This is a genomic window from Rossellomorea sp. RS05, assembly GCF_039822645.1.
In the GTDB taxonomy this organism is placed as follows: Bacteria; Bacillota; Bacilli; order Bacillales; family Bacillaceae_B; genus Rossellomorea; species Rossellomorea marisflavi_B.
The window spans coordinates 41,441-60,151 of sequence record NZ_JBDKWY010000001.1; the positions used below are offsets into that span (position 1 = coordinate 41,441).

Annotated in this window: 19 protein-coding genes; 13 read left to right on the plus strand and 6 right to left on the minus strand. The window is 46.9% G+C overall.

What is annotated here, in order from left to right; translation table 11 throughout:
• Positions 1 to 60 precede the first annotated feature (60 nt).
• A complete protein-coding gene (locus tag ABJ225_RS00285; protein WP_079515724.1) occupies positions 61 to 672 on the minus strand; it encodes a nitroreductase family protein in 612 nt (203 codons plus the stop codon).
• Positions 673 to 979: 307 nt separating this feature from the next.
• On the opposite strand from ABJ225_RS00285, the gene ABJ225_RS00290 reads away from it, so the two are divergent.
• From ABJ225_RS00290 to ABJ225_RS00305, 4 genes are all read left to right on the plus strand, one after another.
• A complete protein-coding gene (locus ABJ225_RS00290) occupies positions 980 to 1,933 on the plus strand; it encodes a LacI family DNA-binding transcriptional regulator (RefSeq protein WP_347317865.1) in 954 nt (317 codons plus the stop codon).
• 65 nt (positions 1,934 to 1,998) lie between these two features.
• Positions 1,999 to 2,196, plus strand: a complete 198-nt coding sequence (locus ABJ225_RS00295) for a hypothetical protein (protein ID WP_347317867.1) — start codon at positions 1,999 to 2,001, stop codon at positions 2,194 to 2,196.
• Between the two features lie 66 nt (positions 2,197 to 2,262).
• Positions 2,263 to 3,186, plus strand: coding sequence for an ATP-grasp domain-containing protein (locus tag ABJ225_RS00300; RefSeq protein ID WP_347317869.1), 924 nt, complete (start codon positions 2,263 to 2,265; stop codon positions 3,184 to 3,186).
• Positions 3,187 to 3,299: 113 nt separating this feature from the next.
• On the plus strand, positions 3,300 to 4,547 hold the full coding sequence (locus ABJ225_RS00305; protein ID WP_347317871.1) for an ATP-binding protein: 1,248 nt from the start codon (positions 3,300 to 3,302) through the stop codon (positions 4,545 to 4,547).
• Between the two features lie 29 nt (positions 4,548 to 4,576).
• Here ABJ225_RS00305 and ABJ225_RS00310 read toward each other — a convergent pair whose 3' ends face one another.
• On the minus strand, positions 4,577 to 5,200 hold the full coding sequence (locus tag ABJ225_RS00310; RefSeq protein WP_347317873.1) for an HAD-IA family hydrolase: 624 nt from the start codon (positions 5,198 to 5,200) through the stop codon (positions 4,577 to 4,579).
• Between the two features lie 242 nt (positions 5,201 to 5,442).
• On the opposite strand from ABJ225_RS00310, the gene helD reads away from it, so the two are divergent.
• Together helD and ABJ225_RS00320 are read left to right on the plus strand one after the other, a co-directional pair.
• Positions 5,443 to 7,701, plus strand: coding sequence for an RNA polymerase recycling motor HelD (gene helD / locus ABJ225_RS00315; RefSeq protein ID WP_347317875.1), 2,259 nt, complete (start codon positions 5,443 to 5,445; stop codon positions 7,699 to 7,701).
• A gap of 67 nt (positions 7,702 to 7,768) precedes the next feature.
• Entirely contained in the window at positions 7,769 to 8,599 is an 831-nt protein-coding gene (locus ABJ225_RS00320; protein ID WP_347317877.1) for an aldo/keto reductase, read from the plus strand.
• Between the two features lie 278 nt (positions 8,600 to 8,877).
• Here ABJ225_RS00320 and ABJ225_RS00325 read toward each other — a convergent pair whose 3' ends face one another.
• On the minus strand, positions 8,878 to 9,774 hold the full coding sequence (locus ABJ225_RS00325; protein WP_347317879.1) for an RluA family pseudouridine synthase: 897 nt from the start codon (positions 9,772 to 9,774) through the stop codon (positions 8,878 to 8,880).
• A 179-nt stretch (positions 9,775 to 9,953) separates the two neighbouring features.
• On the opposite strand from ABJ225_RS00325, the gene ABJ225_RS00330 reads away from it, so the two are divergent.
• Positions 9,954 to 10,349, plus strand: a complete 396-nt coding sequence (locus ABJ225_RS00330) for a YhcU family protein (protein WP_056538186.1) — start codon at positions 9,954 to 9,956, stop codon at positions 10,347 to 10,349.
• Between the two features lie 150 nt (positions 10,350 to 10,499).
• Here ABJ225_RS00330 and ABJ225_RS00335 read toward each other — a convergent pair whose 3' ends face one another.
• Positions 10,500 to 10,970 (minus strand): thioredoxin family protein, encoded by a 471-nt coding sequence (locus tag ABJ225_RS00335; RefSeq protein WP_056538181.1) that lies wholly within the window; start codon positions 10,968 to 10,970, stop codon positions 10,500 to 10,502.
• On the minus strand, positions 10,971 to 11,396 hold the full coding sequence (locus ABJ225_RS00340) for a disulfide formation protein C (protein ID WP_056538178.1): 426 nt from the start codon (positions 11,394 to 11,396) through the stop codon (positions 10,971 to 10,973).
• 247 nt (positions 11,397 to 11,643) lie between these two features.
• On the opposite strand from ABJ225_RS00340, the gene ABJ225_RS00345 reads away from it, so the two are divergent.
• From ABJ225_RS00345 to ABJ225_RS00365, 5 genes are all read left to right on the plus strand, one after another.
• Positions 11,644 to 13,185, plus strand: a complete 1,542-nt coding sequence (locus tag ABJ225_RS00345) for a bifunctional GNAT family N-acetyltransferase/carbon-nitrogen hydrolase family protein (protein ID WP_056538175.1) — start codon at positions 11,644 to 11,646, stop codon at positions 13,183 to 13,185.
• Between the two features lie 502 nt (positions 13,186 to 13,687).
• Positions 13,688 to 15,439 (plus strand): phospho-sugar mutase, encoded by a 1,752-nt coding sequence (locus ABJ225_RS00350; RefSeq protein ID WP_347317882.1) that lies wholly within the window; start codon positions 13,688 to 13,690, stop codon positions 15,437 to 15,439.
• 118 nt (positions 15,440 to 15,557) lie between these two features.
• Positions 15,558 to 16,667, plus strand: a complete 1,110-nt coding sequence (locus ABJ225_RS00355; RefSeq protein ID WP_347317884.1) for a GAF domain-containing sensor histidine kinase — start codon at positions 15,558 to 15,560, stop codon at positions 16,665 to 16,667.
• Between the two features lie 13 nt (positions 16,668 to 16,680).
• Complete coding sequence (locus ABJ225_RS00360) at positions 16,681 to 17,322, plus strand: response regulator (RefSeq protein WP_056538166.1); 642 nt, start codon at positions 16,681 to 16,683, stop codon at positions 17,320 to 17,322.
• A gap of 3 nt (positions 17,323 to 17,325) precedes the next feature.
• Positions 17,326 to 17,868 carry an NADPH-dependent FMN reductase gene (locus ABJ225_RS00365; protein ID WP_347317886.1) on the plus strand — a complete coding sequence of 181 codons (543 nt, stop codon included), beginning with the start codon at positions 17,326 to 17,328 and terminating at the stop codon, positions 17,866 to 17,868.
• A 48-nt stretch (positions 17,869 to 17,916) separates the two neighbouring features.
• Here the strand turns inward: ABJ225_RS00365 and ABJ225_RS00370 are convergent, their stop codons facing one another.
• Positions 17,917 to 18,171, minus strand: a complete 255-nt coding sequence (locus ABJ225_RS00370; RefSeq protein WP_056538670.1) for a YhdB family protein — start codon at positions 18,169 to 18,171, stop codon at positions 17,917 to 17,919.
• A 166-nt stretch (positions 18,172 to 18,337) separates the two neighbouring features.
• Between ABJ225_RS00370 and ABJ225_RS00375 the strand changes: the two genes are divergently transcribed.
• The gene (locus ABJ225_RS00375) at positions 18,338 to 18,637 is read left to right on the plus strand and encodes a DUF3889 domain-containing protein (RefSeq protein ID WP_056538160.1); all 300 of its coding nucleotides are present in this window, start codon (positions 18,338 to 18,340) and stop codon (positions 18,635 to 18,637) included.
• The last annotated feature ends 74 nt before the right edge of the window (positions 18,638 to 18,711 follow it).

An 18,711-nucleotide genomic window follows, 5' to 3' on the forward strand; every position in this document is an offset into this window, starting at 1 on the left:
ATTTCCATGGAGGAATCGCGATCGTTCGGATTTTTTATGGTACGGTTTGCGCCTACATGATCACTCAGCCCACTGAATCAAATTCATAGGCTCGAGACGATCAGATTTTCTCGCTTCTTGGAGAGGCTTGCCGACAGTGATCAGCATGATTGGAATGTATCGTTGTGATACATTGAATTCTTTTGCAAGGGCTGCAGGATCGAATCCACCAATCGGACATGTATCCCAGCCTTTTGCCTTTGCCGTCAGCATTAGCTGCATCGCAGCAAGGGATGCATTACTGAACGCGGCATCACGTGCGTACCCGGGACGAGTATAGGCACCGTCAATCTGCCCTTTTAAAACGTCTTTGATTTCTTGTGTCATTTCACCTTTGGCAACAGACGGATCGAATACTGGATCTACATTGCGGTTGGCTTCCAAGTCACCAAGGACAGCAATGACGGCAGAAGCATCAAGAACCTGTTGCTGGTTGAATGCAATCGGAAGAAGTCTCTTTTGGACCTCTTTGGAGTCGAAGACAAGGAAATTCCAGTGCTGCAGATTCCATGCAGATGGAGCCTTTCCTGTTGTTTCTACTAGGTGAAGAAGTTCTTCACGAGGAATTTCTACTGTCGGGTCATATACTTTAACTGAGCGTCGCTCTTCAATAATCTGAAAGAATGAGTCCATGTTTATCCTCCTTGATGTAAATCATCTATAGTATGATAGAAAGCAATACTGCTACTATATCGAACAAACGCTCAGCTAGTCAAGATAAGGACTGCTACAAGGATTTTCAAGAAGGTGTCGGCCCAATGTTCTTACGTTCCTCCTTATCTAGCGCGAAGTATGAGCAGCAAATGATGATAACGCATAAGAGTGGCAAATACAGGATTCCAAGCATGCAATCAGCTCCTTTTGAGTGGCGATGAATTCAATGTATGTGATGAAACGCGTTTCAGAGCAAGTGTTTATTTTCATGAAAGGGTGAAAACCTTTGACCAATATTCGCAAAGTGGCCGAGACTGCCGGCGTATCTGTATCTACCGTATCACGCGTGCTGAATGGGCATCCGTATGTAAGGGAAGACAAACGCCAAATCGTCCTTGAAACCATCAAAGCACTCAACTATACACAAAACGCCAATGCGGTCCATCTTTCAAGGGGGAAGACGAACAGCGTCGGCGTCGTCCTTCCGTATCTGAATCTTCCATATTATGGTGATATCCTTCAGGGTATTGCTGAAGAAGCCCTCAAAGCCGGCTATCATCTGCGCATCTATCAGACGAATTATGATTCGCCTGCCGAAATTGATGCGTTTGAGGCACTGCGGATGAAGGAAGTCGACGGTTTGATCGTTGCATCAAGGACGAATGGCCTTGAAGAATTAAAGGACTTCATGGGGGGAGATCGTCCGATTGTCCTTTGTGAAAATCTCGAATCGGATTCCCTCCGAAGTGTATATATCGATCACTATCAGGCGATGGGCAGGGCCCTGTCCTATCTTCAGGAAAAAGGCTACCGAAAGATCGGTCTATGCATCCACCGTTTAAGTGGTAAGAATAGCGAAGACAGGATGCGTGCCTTCCGGGAGTATCGGGGAATCGAGATAAGGAATGAATGGATCTTTACGGGTTGCTATCACATGGAGGATGGCTGCAGGGCCATGGGGGAATGGATGAATCTCAAGGAGCGTCCGGAGACCCTCGTGGTCACGAGCGATCAAGTGGCGGCCGGTCTTCTCAGTGAGGCAGGGAGAAGGGGCGTGAGCATCCCTCAAGATCTCGCTCTCCTTTCATTTGATAATCATCCAATCAGCGAGCTAATGGGGATTACCTCGATTGAAGTTCCTTCCCGATCCCTCGGGAGAGAGGCGTTCCGGATGTTTCTGGAGGAAGGAAGGCATCGGTCCGTTTTACAAACGACTCTCTTTGAACGTGACACGGTTTAAAAGGAATGTGACCATAACCTATCTGATGCCATATGTTATAGATAGGACGCAAGAGGGGGATGAACATGATACGGGTGGTTAAACTGCTTATGGAGCTCGTGGTGGTAGCTGTGGGTGTAGGGCTTGTGATGACCATGCTTTCAACGGAAAGGACCCGGACGCAAGCTCCGAAGGCAGGAAGGGAAGCAACCCGATTTCCTGTTACACGGTTTGGAATGAAAGTGTGGATGAGAAAATCGCATGAATCAAGCATGGAACGTTAAATCCTACTTTATCGGTAGGATTTTCTGTGTTACATTGAAGCTAATCGAAAAATTGAGGTGAAGGAAATGGGAAAGATACATATCATTCATGAAAACAGCGAATGGACAGATCATTTGATTAAGAGGATGGACGAGCTTGGATTGGACTATGAAGAGTGGTTCTTAGATAAGGGAATGGTTGATTTGACTACAGCCCCACCTGAAGGGATCTTCTACAATCGGATCAGCGCTTCTTCCCACACGCGTGATCACCGCTATGCACCGGAGCTGACGGAAAGTGTGCTTGCGTGGCTCGAGCTTCACGGACGGAAGGTGTTGAATGGAACCAGGGCCATCCGCCTTGAAGTCAGCAAGGTCAATCAGTACACCGCTTTGAAGAAAGCAGGGATTGCTGTGCCGGCTACCATTGCGGCGGTAGGAAAAGAGGCCATCGTGGATGCCGCCCACCGTCTGGGTGCTCCTTCATTCATTACGAAGCATAACAGGGCAGGAAAGGGCCTTGGAGTTCAGTTATTCCACTCCATAGAAGCATTGGACAGCTATGTGAACAGTGAAGAGTTCGATGAGCCACTGGACGGGATCACGCTCATTCAGGAATATATCAAGTCCCCGGACTCCAGCATCACACGCTGCGAATTCATTGGGGGAGAATTCATCTATGCAGTGAGGGTCGATACGTCCGAAGGCTTCGAGTTATGCCCGGCCGATGCGTGCCGCATCGAGGATCTTGCATGCCCGGTTGGGGAGAGGCCAAAGTTTGAAATTATCAAGGACTTTGATGAAGACATCATTGACGCATATAAGACTTTCTTAAAAGAGAATGAAATTGCCATCGCCGGTATTGAATTCATTCGTGATGGAGATGGAAATTTATATACGTATGATGTGAACACCAATACGAACTATAACCGTGATGCAGAAGAGAAGGAAGGGGTGTTCGGGATGCTCGAACTTGCCTCATACCTTGGTAGGGAGCTTCACCAATCATAAGGGGTCCATTTTTTTGATAGGGTCATATGATTCCATAATAGAGTAACCATGATGATGTGGTTGTGGTAAAATTCTCATATACGATACCATTTGAAAGGGAACAAGATATTCATATGATTATCTTCAATCAAGACGTGGTCAATAATTTTTTCTATATCCTTCTTAGCATCTTCCTTGTCTTTTTTCTTGTAGAAAAGCGATTCATCCGGGGAATCTGTACGAAGATGATCACGTTCCTATCATTGAGCGGTGCGATGATCCTTTGCATGCTGTCACCGATCTATATGAAACCTTACTGCATACATGACCTCAGGATGATCCCATTCGTACTCGGGATCATGTATGCCGGGCCATACATGGGCCTTGCCCTTTTTCTCTCCATCCTGGCAGGGAGAACATTCATTTACCAGTGGAGCTGGACATCGTTTGTCATCTATGGAGTGATTTATATCCTGACCGTTGCAGCGTTGAAGCTTTTCCGTTTTGATGCAATGAAAAGCCGGAAACGGATCTTTTTTTCTGTATGCCTGTTCACGATCCATTCCATCGCTGCAGCTTCCATTGCCACGGTGATGACGGAATTCAGGGTGGACGGGTCATACATCTTGAACTTTATCCTGTTGCCTTCAGTCGGGATGCTCTTTTTTACATACATTTGTGAGATCCTGGTCAAGCAGGTACAGGTGAAGCATACCCTCATGAAGATTGAAAAGATGGAAGTCCTTTCTCAGCTTGCCGCCAGCATTTCACATGAGGTGAAAAATCCCTTGACCGTCATCAAGGGGTTCCTCCGCCTTCTGCATCAGGAGCATCTGTCATCTGAGAAGAAGCTGGAATATTTAAGCATTGCTTCATCCGAACTGAACCGTGCGGAAGATATTATCAATGATTACCTTACCTTTGCCAAACCTTACCCCGAAGTCATCGAAGAGATCCCCGTCGGTGCCCATCTGCAGAAGCTGATGGAAATTATCGGACCCATGAGCCACCAGCATTCGATTAAGATCGAGGCAGGGATAGAAGAAGCGGTGATTAAGGGGAATGCACGGACCTTTCAGCAGGCTTTCCTTAATCTCATGAAAAATGCCGTGGAGGCCATGCCGAAGGGGGGAACCTTGACAATCAGGACGGTGAGGGAGAGGGGACATGTATGCATTAGCATCTCTGATACAGGGGTGGGCATGACAAAATCTCAGAAGCGGAGACTGGGTGAGCCCTACTTCTCCACAAAAGAGTCAGGCACCGGACTCGGTCTCCTCATTTCCTATCGGATCATTGAAGCCATGAATGGGAAGATCAGTGTCACAAGTTCGGTTGGACAAGGTACAGAATTCAGGATCACGTTTCCGACAGCAGACTAAAAAAACGCCATCAGGCGTTTTTTTGTCTATCAGCCCCGTATGTTCAGGATGGGGCGAAGCTCTTGAATCTCACGAATGACGTAATCCGCTTGACTGTCGGATGACGGCTTGTCAGTAAACAGACAGGCATCGATCCCGGCGTTCTTTCCTGCCATGATATCAAGGTCACGGTCGCCGATCATGATTGCTTTTTCAGGAGCGATGTCATGCTTGGATAAAAGGTGAAGGATGGCATCAGGACTTGGCTTTCGGTCAAATCCATGTTCTTCGGTGATGAAATCTGTAAAGAATTCAGCCAAACCGAATGTCTCAAGCATGGCGATAGCCGATTCCCCGCGATGAGTATAAAGGTAGTTATGTCTTCCGGTTTTCTCGATCAGCCCGCATAGATCGGCGATCCCTTCGAATGGTTTCGCATCACGCTCCCTTGATTTGCGTTCCGCATGATAGTCATTCAGGAAGGCTTCATCAAACCTGTATAGCCCCTGATAATGCTGGATGGCCGTAGACATGGAGATGCGCATGAGACCCATGATCTCTTCAAGCGGCTCGCTGATCCCGTTTTTCTCTAAAGTGACTCTGAATGAATCGGCCATGACCGGATATGTATCGAATAAGGTGCCGTCAAAATCCCACATGATATGTTGATACATCTGTTTTCCCTCCTCCGCAATATGCGTTGATTCCAGCGTATCACAGTGCATCCCTTTCTTCCATAAAATAGGTCAGTCTCAGGCTTGGAGTGAAAATAGGTATTGTGCCGGAATGAATGTTCTGATAATATATACTTCTGCTCCCAACGCCCTACATATATTTCCAGTGTCGGTATGCAGAGAGTCGTTACCTCTGCAGCACCATTTCTCCATTGCGGATCATAATTTGGAAGGAGATCGCCATGACAAAGGAAAAACCACTTCATCCCGATTTTACAATCGAACAAGAACGACTCGACTTCACTAGAAGGTACATTGACGTAGTCATCGAGACCTCACAAACAAGCAAAGAACAGTATAAAGAGAATATGGAAAAAGCCTTCGGTGACATTGACTGGGGTGAATCCAGTGCTGCTTACATCGACCTACTCACGAATGCAAGCTTTTTTGAAATGTCCAAGGAGGAGCTCGATTCCCTTGAGAAGGCCAGAAGCAAACCTTATTTTGCCCGGATTGATTTCCGCCATGATCGTGCCCTTGAGTTGGAAAAGCACTATATCGGTAAAACCTCGCTGTACCAAAGGGATAATCAGGAACAGATCATTGTGGACTGGAGATCCCCGATTGCAAACCTCTACTATGAGGGCAGGATCGGTGACGTTTCCTATGAAGCAGAAGGAGAAACATACAGTGGCGATCTTTCACTGAAGCGACAGTACATGATTGAGGAAGGCAAGCTCGAAGAAGTCCGCGACATCGACCTGACGACAACGGATGAACTGCTTCAGGACTCTCTTGCCAAAAGCTCAAGCAACCGGCTCACTGAAATCATTTCCACCATTCAGGAGGAACAGAACCGGATCATCCGTGCCGATCTCAATAAACCCATCATCGTGCAGGGGGCGGCTGGAAGCGGCAAGACGACGATCGCCCTCCACCGGATTTCATACTTCATCTACAACTATAAACAATTCTTCGATCCATCCCAGCTTATGATCCTTGCACCAAGCAATCTGTTCATCGATTACATTTCAGAGGCCCTTCCTGATCTAGGGGTTGAGAATGTACGGCAGACGACGTTCACCGACTATGTACAGACGTGTCTTGAGCGGGAGTTGAAACTCGCACCGGATAATAAACTCATACGGTTCATCGAATCGGATTCTCCCGGCAAGGAGGACCTTGCGTGGATCTCAGGATTCAAGGGCTCGAGGACGTTCAGGAAGATCCTTGAACAGTACGTGGAGGAAATCGAAGAGAGATTCTATACGCCCAAGGATTTCTATGTGGATAAATACAAGCTGTTCACGGCGAAGCGTTTCACCCATCTATTCAAAGAGGAGTATACGTATCTGCCGATCTATCGACGGATTACGAAACTCAAGTCCCTTCTTCAGAATGTTGTCAGGTCGAACAAGGCCGAGATGATCACAAAAGTGGAGGACTTCTTCGACGCCCGCATTGAAGCGGCTTTATCCAGAAGGAGCGAGAATCGGAAGGCTTATGTCACAAAAGCCCTCGATACGAAGCTTGAACGTCTTGAAGAACTGAAAAAAGCCATCAGAACAAGCGTCACAGGCTATATGAAGCAATTCGAGCGAAAGCAGCTGGATCACTATTTCAAGGAATTATTTTCAGATCCCGGGCGCTTGGTATCCTATTCAGGCGGTGAGCTTTCCCATGAGAGAGCCGAACGATTATGTGCCTATTCGTTAAAGCTGGCCAATAAGAAATATTACGAGTCAGAAGATCTGGCCATCCTTTTGTTCCTGCAAACCCAACTGTATGGCATTGATAAATATGTGAAAGCGAAAAATATCGTCATCGATGAAGCCCAGGATTATAGCTATCTGCAGCTCTATGCGCTGAAAAAAGCCCTTGGAACCGATATGTTCACCCTTGTAGGGGACCTCGCACAGGGGATCCATTCGTATAGGGGGCTTCAATCCTGGGAGCCGGTCTACCGGGAAATCTTTCCCCGGGCAACGTACACAGAACTTCAGAAAAGCTATCGGACTACGGTGGAAATCATGGAAGAAGCCAATAGGCTGCTCACACTTCTCCCGTACGAATTCCCAAAGGTGAATCCCGTCGTTCGCCACGGAGAAGCTCCAGTAAGAAAGGTTGCAGGATCAAAGGAAGAAATTGGCGATGAAGTGGGAAGACTTGTCGCTTCCGGAAAAGCACAGGGATTTCAAACGTTTGCTGTGATCTGTAAGAGTATGAAGGACTGCCAAGCGGTCGCTTCTATCTTGGAGGAGCGGACGGACTTGGTGGTGAAGCTTTTGGAAGAACAGGAATCAATCCCGAAAGACCGGGTCGTTGTCGTTCCTTCCTATCTCTCAAAGGGACTGGAATTCGATGCCGTAATGCTTGTCGCCATTGAAGAAAGCTATGACCCTTCCAATGAACTGGATATCAAGCTGCAGTATGTGGGCATGACCCGTCCGCTTCACCAACTGTCCTTTCTGAGTACATCATCCGAGAATTTCATAGGATGACTGACAAGTCGAAATATTCGCTTTCCGAAATAGAGATTTTGTACAATGGAATCAGGAGGGATCACTCATGATTAAAAACCTTGCAAGTACGAAGACGTTACATAATGGCTTAGAAATTCCGTTTGTAGGTCTTGGAGTCTATCAAATGAAAAACCCGGAAGAAACAGTCAACGCCGTGCGGACGGCGATTGAAACCGGCTACCGTTCCGTCGATACGGCTGCTGTTTACGGAAATGAAGAAGAAGTCGGGCAGGGAGTAAGGGATTCCGGTGTCAATCGGGAAGATCTTTTTATCACATCGAAGGTATGGAATGCCGATCAAGGCTATGACTCGACACTAAGTGCATTCGATGGGAGCCTGAAGAAGCTCCAGATGGACTACCTCGACCTTTACCTGATCCACTGGCCGGTGGAAGGGAAATACAAAGATACGTGGAAAGCACTTGAGCGTCTTCATGGGGAAGGATTGATCAAGTCGATCGGGGTAAGCAACTTCCATCAGCATCATCTTGAAGATCTGTTAGCCGGAAGCAATGAAAAACCGGTCCTCAATCAGATCGAAACACATCCGCGCTTGAGTCAGGAACCATTGAGGGAGTTCTGTTCGTCCCATTCCATTGCCGTCGAGGCGTGGTCACCGATTGCACAGGGGCGTGTGCTTCACGAACCGACGCTGAATCACATCGCCAAGAAGCATGGTAAGTCAGCGGCTCAGATTGTTCTAAGATGGCATCTTCAAAATGATGTGATCATCATTCCAAAATCGGTACATGCCGAGCGAATCGAAGAGAATGCAAATCTGTTTGACTTTGAACTGTCATTGGATGAAATGAACCAGATCAACAGTCTCAATCAGAATGAACGGTTCGGACCGGACCCTGATCATTTTGATTTTTAATAGTAGATTGAGATAAAAGCCTAATGAAGAGCATGCTAGTAGTAGGTTCTAAATACCGCTCATGATTACCATGCAAGATTCCGCTTCAAGCAGGATTCTTCTTCGTGCACTCCAATCAACCGATAGAAACAATCGCAATGATCATGAAACAAATAAAACCCGAATGGATATGTCTTATCGTAGACAAATCCATTCGGGTTTTGCTATGACTAAATCAATTTTGTCTTAGCCTCTCGTTCCTGTTATTCCTTTTTATCCTTATGAGCCCGTCTGCTGACTCAATCCTCCCAGTTCAGCTCGGCAATGTCCGAACACGATGCACGGCATGAAATCGTTTCCCCGGTCAGTGGGTGGGGGAAGACGATGGAGGAGGCGTGAAGGGCCTGTCTCTTGTAAACGGGGGTACCTTCATAGAGGAGATCGCCCGCCAGAGGATGTCCGAGTGAACTCATATGGACCCTGATCTGATGGGTCCTTCCAGTTTTTAGCTGGAGAGTCAGGAATGTCTTGTCTTTTTGTTTGGAGACGACTTTAAAGTGAGTGATAGCCTCCTGCCCGCTGGCGGACACCCTTCTCCTCGTTGGATGGTGACGATCCCTTCCGATGGGATCGGTGATGGATCCTTTGTTTTTTTTAAGTGAGCCCTGGGCTACTGCATGATAAGTCCTTTTGACTTTTCTCTCTGAAAGGAGGCGGTCCAGGATGGCCTTGCTTAATGGATCCTTCGCAAATAGCACGGCACCGGACGTATCTTTGTCGAGACGATGGACATGAAGCACATTCGCTGATTTGCCTGAAGCCTGGATATGGAAGGCCACCAGATTCGCCAGGGTGTCAGTGTCATCAGGACCATTCGGATGGGTATCGATGCCGGCGGGCTTATTGACGACAATTACATGTTCATCCTCATATAGAACGTCAAGCTCCCCGTATGTCGGATTCACATTCAATTCCAAGTCTTTAAATAGAGGAAGCTGCAGGCGATCTCCTCCTTTAAGGGGCTCATCCCATCCGGCAACCTCACCATTGATTTTTACTTCCTTGCTCATTCGCATGGAGTGGATCCACTTTTTAGGGGAATTCCATTTTTCTTTCAAAATTATTTCAATCGTTACATTTTTCCAGTTTTCAGGAATGGTTAGTTCAAATTGATCACCTATACGTCTTGTTTTCATCAAAAAGCTCCTTTAGACGACAAAATTCATGGTTTGAATCATGTAATTCAGCCTATATCTTTGTATTTAACGATGTTGCCGTGGGTATAATTACCACCTGAGCACTCATAGAACTATGTTATCCTTAATATAATCCATTACATAAAGATTACAATCATGACAAAAAAGGTGGGCTACAGGTGAAAATCTTAATCGCGTCGACTCCCGAACAAGAAGAGAAGATTCAGGAGCTAATCGAGTATATGTATTGTACCGTGTTTCCTGATTATTTCACAGACGATGAAATTAGACAAATGGATGACTTGAAGGTTTTACATACCCATGTGCATGAAGTGGAATATGTAGGGACGCTGAAAGAAGCGTTTCAGATCATCTCAAGTCTTCAAACACTGATTGCTATCATTGAAACAGGTAGCGAAGAAAAGGTATACAGGGAAATGTTCGCTCATAATGCCGGGATCCTTCGGGGATTTGGTATATCCTTTCCTTTCTCGTTTGATCAATTCTCGGAAGGTCATGACTGTGATAATCATATCAGCCTGTATGCAAAGCCGGCTAATCAACTTTTAATTTGATTTTATCTGAATAATCAATTAAATAGGTTTAGCATCATCAATGAGGGGTATACATCTACTACCAGTAATCTTGAGAATTCCTCATATTCTCGATCAGAAATTCCTCCTCATTGAAAGGAGCTGACCCGTGAAGGGCCAGCTCCTCTTTTTTTATTCTTTTGCATATTCATTAAAGAATGCTTCGAAATCTTCCTTCGACTGTTCCCCGACGAGCCTTGCTTCTTCTTTTCCGTTCTTGAACTGGACAAGGGTCGGAGTTGCTTCGATATTGTAATCATTCCAACCTTGCTGGAATTCCAATAGATTATATTGAACCATGTCGACATCCATATCCTTGGCCAATGGAGCAAGGGTTGGAGTGGTGCGTTTGCAATGCACGCAATCGGAAGCATAGAAGTACACGGTCACATCTTCTTTGTTATCGAGTTTTTCTTTCAAATCATCGGGCAGGATGACGTTTTGATAGTTCGGGTCGTCGAGGAGATCCACTGTCGCAGGTTTTAGTTTATCTTTCTTGAACATATTTCCTTCGGCTTTCTGACTGTTTTGCATGCTTGTAATGATAGCGATCCCTCCGAAGAGTAGAACGATGACGGCAAGAAAAATGATGACTTTCTTCAATTAGTGATCCTCCTTCAGTGTTTTCAGAACCAGCAGGCTCATGATGAAAATGATGATGAATCCAGTTAATGCAAGGAATGGAATCGTGACGAATCCCATCCAGTTGATGTATTCACCCGTGCACGGTACCCTGCCGCAGGCCGGGGCACTATCGGACAGGAAGCTTACTTTTTGAATTGAATAGTGATAAAGGGAAACCAGTGTACCGATGCCGGATAAAATCATGGAATATAATGCCATTTTGAAGTCTTTCCGTACATAGGCAATCCCGAGTATGATCACCATGGGATACATGAGGATCCGTTGATACCAGCAAAGCTCACACGGCTCGTACTTCATGATTTCAGAGAAGTACAAACTGCCTAGCATGGCAATCAGGGAAGTGGCCCATGCGGTGAAGAATAGAGAATCCGCTTTTTTATTCATCCCTTTCTCCTTTCTTCAAGTATTCTATCAAATTATAGTATGGGTTTATTATAAATGTAAAATGCGAAATTTTTGTGTGGGATGATAAAAAAATCATGTCAATTACATGAATGATCGCATTATGCATATGCAGTAAGGTATTTTTCTTCTCCTTCAATCATGGTATTTGATAGAATAAACATGAAGTTCGTTTAAAACGAGCAGGATATGTGGTATATAGGAAAGATGAAGAAGGAGTCGATCATGAATGGCAGAAAAGCTCGATTTATCCCAATTTGAGAAGAAAATGATTATCCGTCCCATGGAGTACGGAGACATTGAACATATCATCAAGATGCAGGAGGTCTGCTTCCCAGGCATGGATCCGTGGAAAGTGGAACATCTAGAAAGCCATCTGGATATCTTCCAGGAAGGGCAGCTTGTTGCGGTACTCGATGGAGAAATCATCGGTTCCTGCTCAAGTCTCATCATCAACTTCGATGAGTACGACGACCGTCATACATGGGACGACGTGACGGACAACGGGTACATCACAAACCATAACCCGGAAGGTTATAACCTTTATGGAATCGAGGTCATGGTTCATCCTGAATATCGACGGATGAAGGTCGGTCACCGTTTGTACGAGGCAAGGAAGGAGCTTGCACGTCAGTTGAATCTGAAGAGTATCATCATCGGGGGGCGCATCCCGAACTTCTATAAGCACTCGGATGAAATGTCCCCGAGGGATTACGTAGATGCGGTCAGCCTCCATAAAATCTACGACCCGGTGCTTTCCTTCCAGCTTCTGAACGGGTTCACCCTCATGCGGATCAACCCTAATTATCTTCCGGATGACAAGCGTTCGCAGAAGTATGCCACCCTCATGGAATGGAACAACGTAGACTATCGTCCGTTGAGTAAGCGACACTTCAAGACGAGCCATCCGGTCAGGATCTGTGTGGTCCAATACATGATGAGGAAGATTTCATCCTTTGAAGAGTTTGCCAACCAGGTTGAATACTTTACCGATGTAGCAAGCGATGCAAAGTCTGATTTTGTCGTCTTCCCTGAAATCTTCACTACGGAGTTGATGTCATTCCTGAACATCAAGTCCCCGAGTCTTGCCGTCCGGAAGCTTACAGATTTTACTGAGGAGTATATTGAACTCTTCACGGATCTTGCGGTACGCTATAATGTGAACATCATCGGAGGATCCCACTTCGTGAAAGAAGAGAATGATGAAATATACAATATCGCTTACCTTTTCAGACGCGATGGAACAATTGAAAAGCAATACAAGATCCATATCACACCGAATGAGCGCAAATGGTGGGGAATCAGTGCTGGTGACACGGTGCGTGTATTCGATACGGACTGTGGCAAGATCGCCATCCAGATCTGTTACGATATTGAATTCCCCGAGCTTGCCAGGATCGCGACGGATAAAGGGGCCAAGATCATCTTCACCCCGTTCTGTACCGAAGACCGTCAAGGATACCTCAGGGTGCGCTACTGTTCACAGGCACGTGCGGTTGAGAACCAGATCTATACCGTCATTTCCGGTACGGTCGGCAATCTTCCACAAACGGAAAACATGGATATCCAATACGCCCAGTCCGGCATCTTCGCTCCATCCGATTTCGAATTTGCACGTGACGGGATCGTAGGTGAAACCAACCCGAACATCGAGATGGTCATGATTGGGGATGTGGACCTCGAAGTCCTTCGCCGCCAGCGGCAATCAGGAACGGTCCGTCAGCTGAAAGACCGCCGTCATGATGTGTACGGTATCTCTTATAAAAAATGAATGATCGAGGCTGAGACAAACATGTTTTAGTCATAGTAAAACCCGAATCCTTTGCCTACGATAAAGCAAATGAATCGGGTTTTAAATTCGTTTAATGAACATTCAAATTTCATCGTTTCCAGCGGTTGATCGGAGTGCAAGACGAAGACTCCAGCGGGAAGAGTAGCTGATGTGAGACCCCGCAGGCGTGCCGAGGAGGCTCACGGGCTACCCGCGGAAAGCGAAGTCTTGCACGGAGATCATGAGCGGTAGTAAGATCCTATACTGATCGTGTTCGGCTTTAATGGTGCCTTTTTTAGTTTTGCTCCACCCTCTTCCATCGTGTAGGATCTTATCATAATAAAAAAGGCATCAGCTCATAGACTTTTTGAAAAATATCCCACTGAACCGGGCCGAAAGTATGCTACTATAGAAAAGCAAACCCTGCTCCTCCATTTAAGGAGGATTTACGGGTGAAGGGCTAGAATAATACAAACACAAAGCCTATTAGGAGGGGATTCAGATGAGTTGGAAAGCAGCATGGGAAAAGTGGAGTGGATTCTCTGGACTGGATGAAGAGATGGGGAATGCCCTTCTTTCGATTAATGATGATGAGAAGGCCCTCGAAGATGCGTTCTATAAAGACCTTGAGTTCGGTACAGGGGGCATGCGAGGGGAAATAGGCCCGGGAACGAACCGGATGAATGTCTACACTGTCAGGAAAGCGTCTGAAGGACTTGCCCGTTACATAGAAGATCAAGGAGAGGAAGCCAAGGGGCGCGGTGTGGTGATCGCCTATGATTCACGGCATAAGTCGCCTGAATTCGCCATGGAGTCTGCCAAGACCTTGGCGACTCACGGAATCCAGACATATGTGTTCGATGAATTGGCTCCGACACCGGAGTTATCTTTTGCCCTCAGGACGCTGAATGCTTTCTCGGGAATCGTCGTCACGGCGAGTCATAATCCCCCTGAATATAATGGCTACAAAGTATATGGCGAAGACGGAGCCCAGCTTCCGCCTCTTGAAGCAGATGAAGTGATCAGAAGGGTCAATGAAGTAGAGGATGAGCTAGTGATCAAGGTGCTTCCTGAAGAAGAATTGAAGCAAAAAGGTCTGATCAAGATGATCGGGGATGAAATTGATCAATCTTACCTTGAGCATCTTCTTACGATTTCGGAAAAACCACAGATCGCTACGGAAGTCGATCTCAAGATCGTCTTCACCCCCCTTCATGGAACCGGTCTGAAAATGGCAGAACGCGGCCTTAAGGCCCTAGGCTACCAGCATGTCCATATCGTAAAGGAGCAGGCTGTTCCGGATCCGGAATTTACGACGGTTGCTTCGCCTAATCCGGAAGAAAGGAAAGCCTTTGAATATGCCATCCGTCTAGGGAAAGAGATCGATGCTGATATCCTGATCGCCACCGACCCCGATGCTGATCGCTTGGGAGTCGCAGTGAAAGGTGGAGGCGGGGAATATATCCTCCTTACGGGTAATCAGACTGGCGCGATCCTGATGGACTATGTACTGGCAAGGAAGCAGGAGAAGAATCAGCTCCCTGCGAACGGAAGGGTATTCAAAACGATCGTAACGTCCGAACTTGGGCGGAAGGTAGCCGAGCACTACGGCGCTTCTGTCGAGGATGTCTTGACGGGTTTCAAGTTCATCGGCGAAAAGATCAAAGCATACGAACAATCGGGTGAACATACCTTCCTCTTCGGATATGAAGAAAGCTACGGGTATTTGATCGGTGATTTTGCCCGCGATAAAGATGCCATCCAGGCCGTCCTCATGGCAGCGGAAGCAGCGGCCTACTACAAGGCGCAGGGACAAACGCTCCAAGATGTACTGAATGAACTGTATGAGCGTCACGGGTATTACCAGGAGGGACTGCAAAGCATGACCCTTAAAGGGAAAGAGGGAGCCGAACAGATCCAGGGTATCCTCAAGGATTTCCGTGCTGATCCCCTTAAGGAAATTGCAGGAAGAAAGGTAGTCACTGCTGAAGATTATGCGAGCGGTGAGAGGACCAATCTCCTGACAGGTGAAAAAGAAACCATCGATCTCCCTTCTTCAAATGTGTTGAAGTATTTCTTGGATAATGGATCATGGGTATGTCTCCGTCCATCGGGGACCGAACCGAAAATCAAGTTTTATTTCAGCGTGGTCGGTGAGACAAAGCAGGAGAGCGACGAATTGCTGCATGTCATCCAGGAAGACTTCATGGTGAACGTTGAAGGGAAGATGCAAGCGAAAGCAGGGAAGGCTTGATGCCTTCCTTCTTTTTTTGTGGAAAGTCAGACAAAAGTCGTAGCGGGCATGGGACCTTCAGCGAATGCTCATGGGCTGAAAGGAGTTATACTAGAGAGGAGAAGAAAGGACGAATACGATGAACGAAGGATCAAATATCGAGCTTTTAAAAGAAATTGCCGAATTGTTGAACACCGAGACTGAGATGGAGTCCATGATGAGCGAGGCGTTGAATAAGTTGATCAACGGGACGGTATTCACGAGCGGATGGATCTTTTTCATTGATGATCAAGGGAAACATGAGATGGTCTCTCAACAGAACCTTCCCGCATCTTTGACAGAGCGGGGCTGTGAACGTATGAAAGAAGGCGGTTGCTGGTGCGTCAACCGGTTCATCAAAGGGAAGCTTACCAAGGCGACGAATATCATTGAATGCCTGCGAATTGAAAAAGCAATCGAAGAAGATCCCAATGCGACAAACGATATCCTTTATCATGCAACGGTTCCCCTTCAGTCCGGGCAGGAATCGTTTGGTTTATTGAATATGGCAGCACCCCATAAGACCCATTACTCCCATGAGGAGCTAGCTCTATTGGAGTCGGTCGCTTTCCAAATCGGTTCCGCGATCAAGAGGATCACGTTGACAAAGAAAGAGCAGGAACTTGCCCTGATCGGCGAAAGGAACCGGTTGGCAAGGGACCTCCATGATTCCGTGAATCAGCTCCTCTTTTCCCTCACATTGACGGCAAGGGGCGGTTCGGCTATGACGGATGATCAGGATGTCAAGGATACGTTCCAGACGATCCAGGGCATGGCGCAGGAAGCCCTGTCAGAAATGAGGGCATTGATCTGGCAATTGAAGCCTCACGGACTTGAGAATGGACTTGTCCAAGCGGTCAGGGGCTATGCGGATATGCTCGGGCTGAAGTTAGATACGGAGATTCAGGGTCTGGCATGTTTGGACTCCAAATATGAAGAAGCGCTTTGGAGGGTAAGCCAGGAAGCACTGAATAATTGCAAGAAGCATGCAGGTGTCCAGTCAGTGCGATACCGGTTGACGAGATTGCCAGAACTTGTGGAGCTGAACATCGAGGATTGTGGCTATGGTTTCCATTACGATCCATCCAATTCCCTGCCGTCCGTGGGCCTTCAGGGAATGAAGGAGCGGATCAAGGCGGTCGGGGGCAGCCTCACAATCGATTCAGAACTCGGAAAGGGTACGGTCCTCTCCGTGAAGATACCATGTTAGGAGGTAGAAGGGATTGATCAAGATATTGATTGTTGATGATCACCACGTTGTCAGGAGAGGGCTTGCCTTCTTCTTGAAAACGCAGAAGGATATGGACATCATCGGAGAAGCGAAAAACGGGAAGGAAGCTGTTGAAATGGCATCAGCCCTTGATCCAGATATCATCCTCATGGATCTAATGATGCCGGAGATGGATGGAATCGAAGCAACTAGAAGAATCAAGGCTGTCCACCCTGGAATACAGATCATGATGCTCACGAGCTTTTCTGATCAGGACCAGGTTGTTCCCGCCATCGAAGCAGGGGCAGGAGGATATCAACTCAAGGATATTGAGCCTGATGAGCTGGTCAAAAGCATCAGAAAGCTCTTATCCGGAGAAAATTCCCTTCATCCGAAAGCAACGAACCATCTTTTGACTAGAATCACCAAAAAAGAACCGCCCAATAAAATCCATGAGCTCACAAGAAGGGAATCAGAGGTGCTCAAGGAACTGACCAAAGGGAAGAGCAATAAAGAAATCGCCTCGAGCCTGTTTATCACAGAGAAGACGGTGAAGACCCATATCTCCAATATCTTCTCTAAGCTTGAGGTGACCGACAGGACGCAGGCAGCCCTCTACGCCGTTAAAAATCAGCTTGCATGGAAGGATGAATGAATTTTGAATATCACAGTCATCAACGGAACACCCCGGAAACATGGAAGGACAGGCATCGTTGCCCGTTACATAGCAAAACAATACGGATGTAGCATGATCGACCTCAGTGACGGAACCATCCCACTTTACACCGGTGATCGAGAGCAGTCCGAGCTTGAAGCGATACGGTCGTTGAAGCAGGAGGTCCAGGAGGCGGATGCTGTCATCCTTTGCTCTCCCGAATATCACAGCGGAATGAGCGGTGCCCTCAAGAACGCCATGGACTTCATGGGTAGCGATCAATTCGCCCATAAGCCCGTCGCCATCATCGCATGTGCAGGTGGTGGGAAGGGGGGAATCAACTGTCTGACGAATCTCCGAACTGTGAGCAGGGGCGTGTATGCCAACGTTATTCCGAAGCAACTGGTTCTGGATCCTCACTGTTTTGACCGTGAAAAGGATACGCTTTTACCAGATTCTGAAGTATTGGTAAAAGACATGATGCAGGAACTGAAGGTTTATGCAGAGGTTCATGTATCCATCCGTGAGAAGCTCATTAAGCCTTAAAGAAAAAACCGGCCCGTAGTGTCAGGCCGGCCGGTGGAATTCCCTTATTTACATTTTGACAACATCGACTTCGAGTGGTTGCTCTTCACTGTAGGTGATGTTGGCATGTTCGATATAGCGTAAAAGCGTATACAGGTTGCGTTCGACAACCGTATAGTCGTGCGAAAAGTGATAGGCATGCAGGAAATGTTCGATCCTCTTTGAGAGAAGATCATCCTTCGACCTCACCATCAAGATCAGGAGGTTATCCCATTCCGATCGGTGAGTGTAGTACAACGCCCTGTCGTAGTCCACTTTATCCACTCCGGTTCCCTCCTTCTGAAGGGGTACTGTTAGTGTATGGAGAGATGCAAGGAACTTCCTCAGCAAAACTTGGCACTGTGGATTCTTCTGGTTCTCCTTATATTGGGTGAATAAAGATCCCTTCCTACCCTCATTCTAAAGGGAAAAGGAACAAGAGGTGAAACACATGAAGAAGCCCTTTCTCATCCTATGCCTTCTGTCTCTTCTGCTTCCAAGCGTAGCCCATGCAACAGAAGTGGATTATAAAAAGTTCGGCAGGATCGCAACTGTCGTCGTCAAAGAAGACTACCCGGGTCAGTCCGTCAAAGATTATCTTTACTTGGGCAGGAAGCAGCTGACGAATGAAAAGGTGTCCGATACATTCGAGTTCACCGTACAGGAAAATAACAGGGACAAAAGGGTATTGATCATCATCGTACATGACCTTACAAATGAGAAAACGCTGAACATCACGGTGCATGAATGAAATTCCTCCCATTTCGGGAGGTTTTTTTTACGTCTCCTAATAGGTATTCAGGAAAAATAATCCTGCTTTGAGAA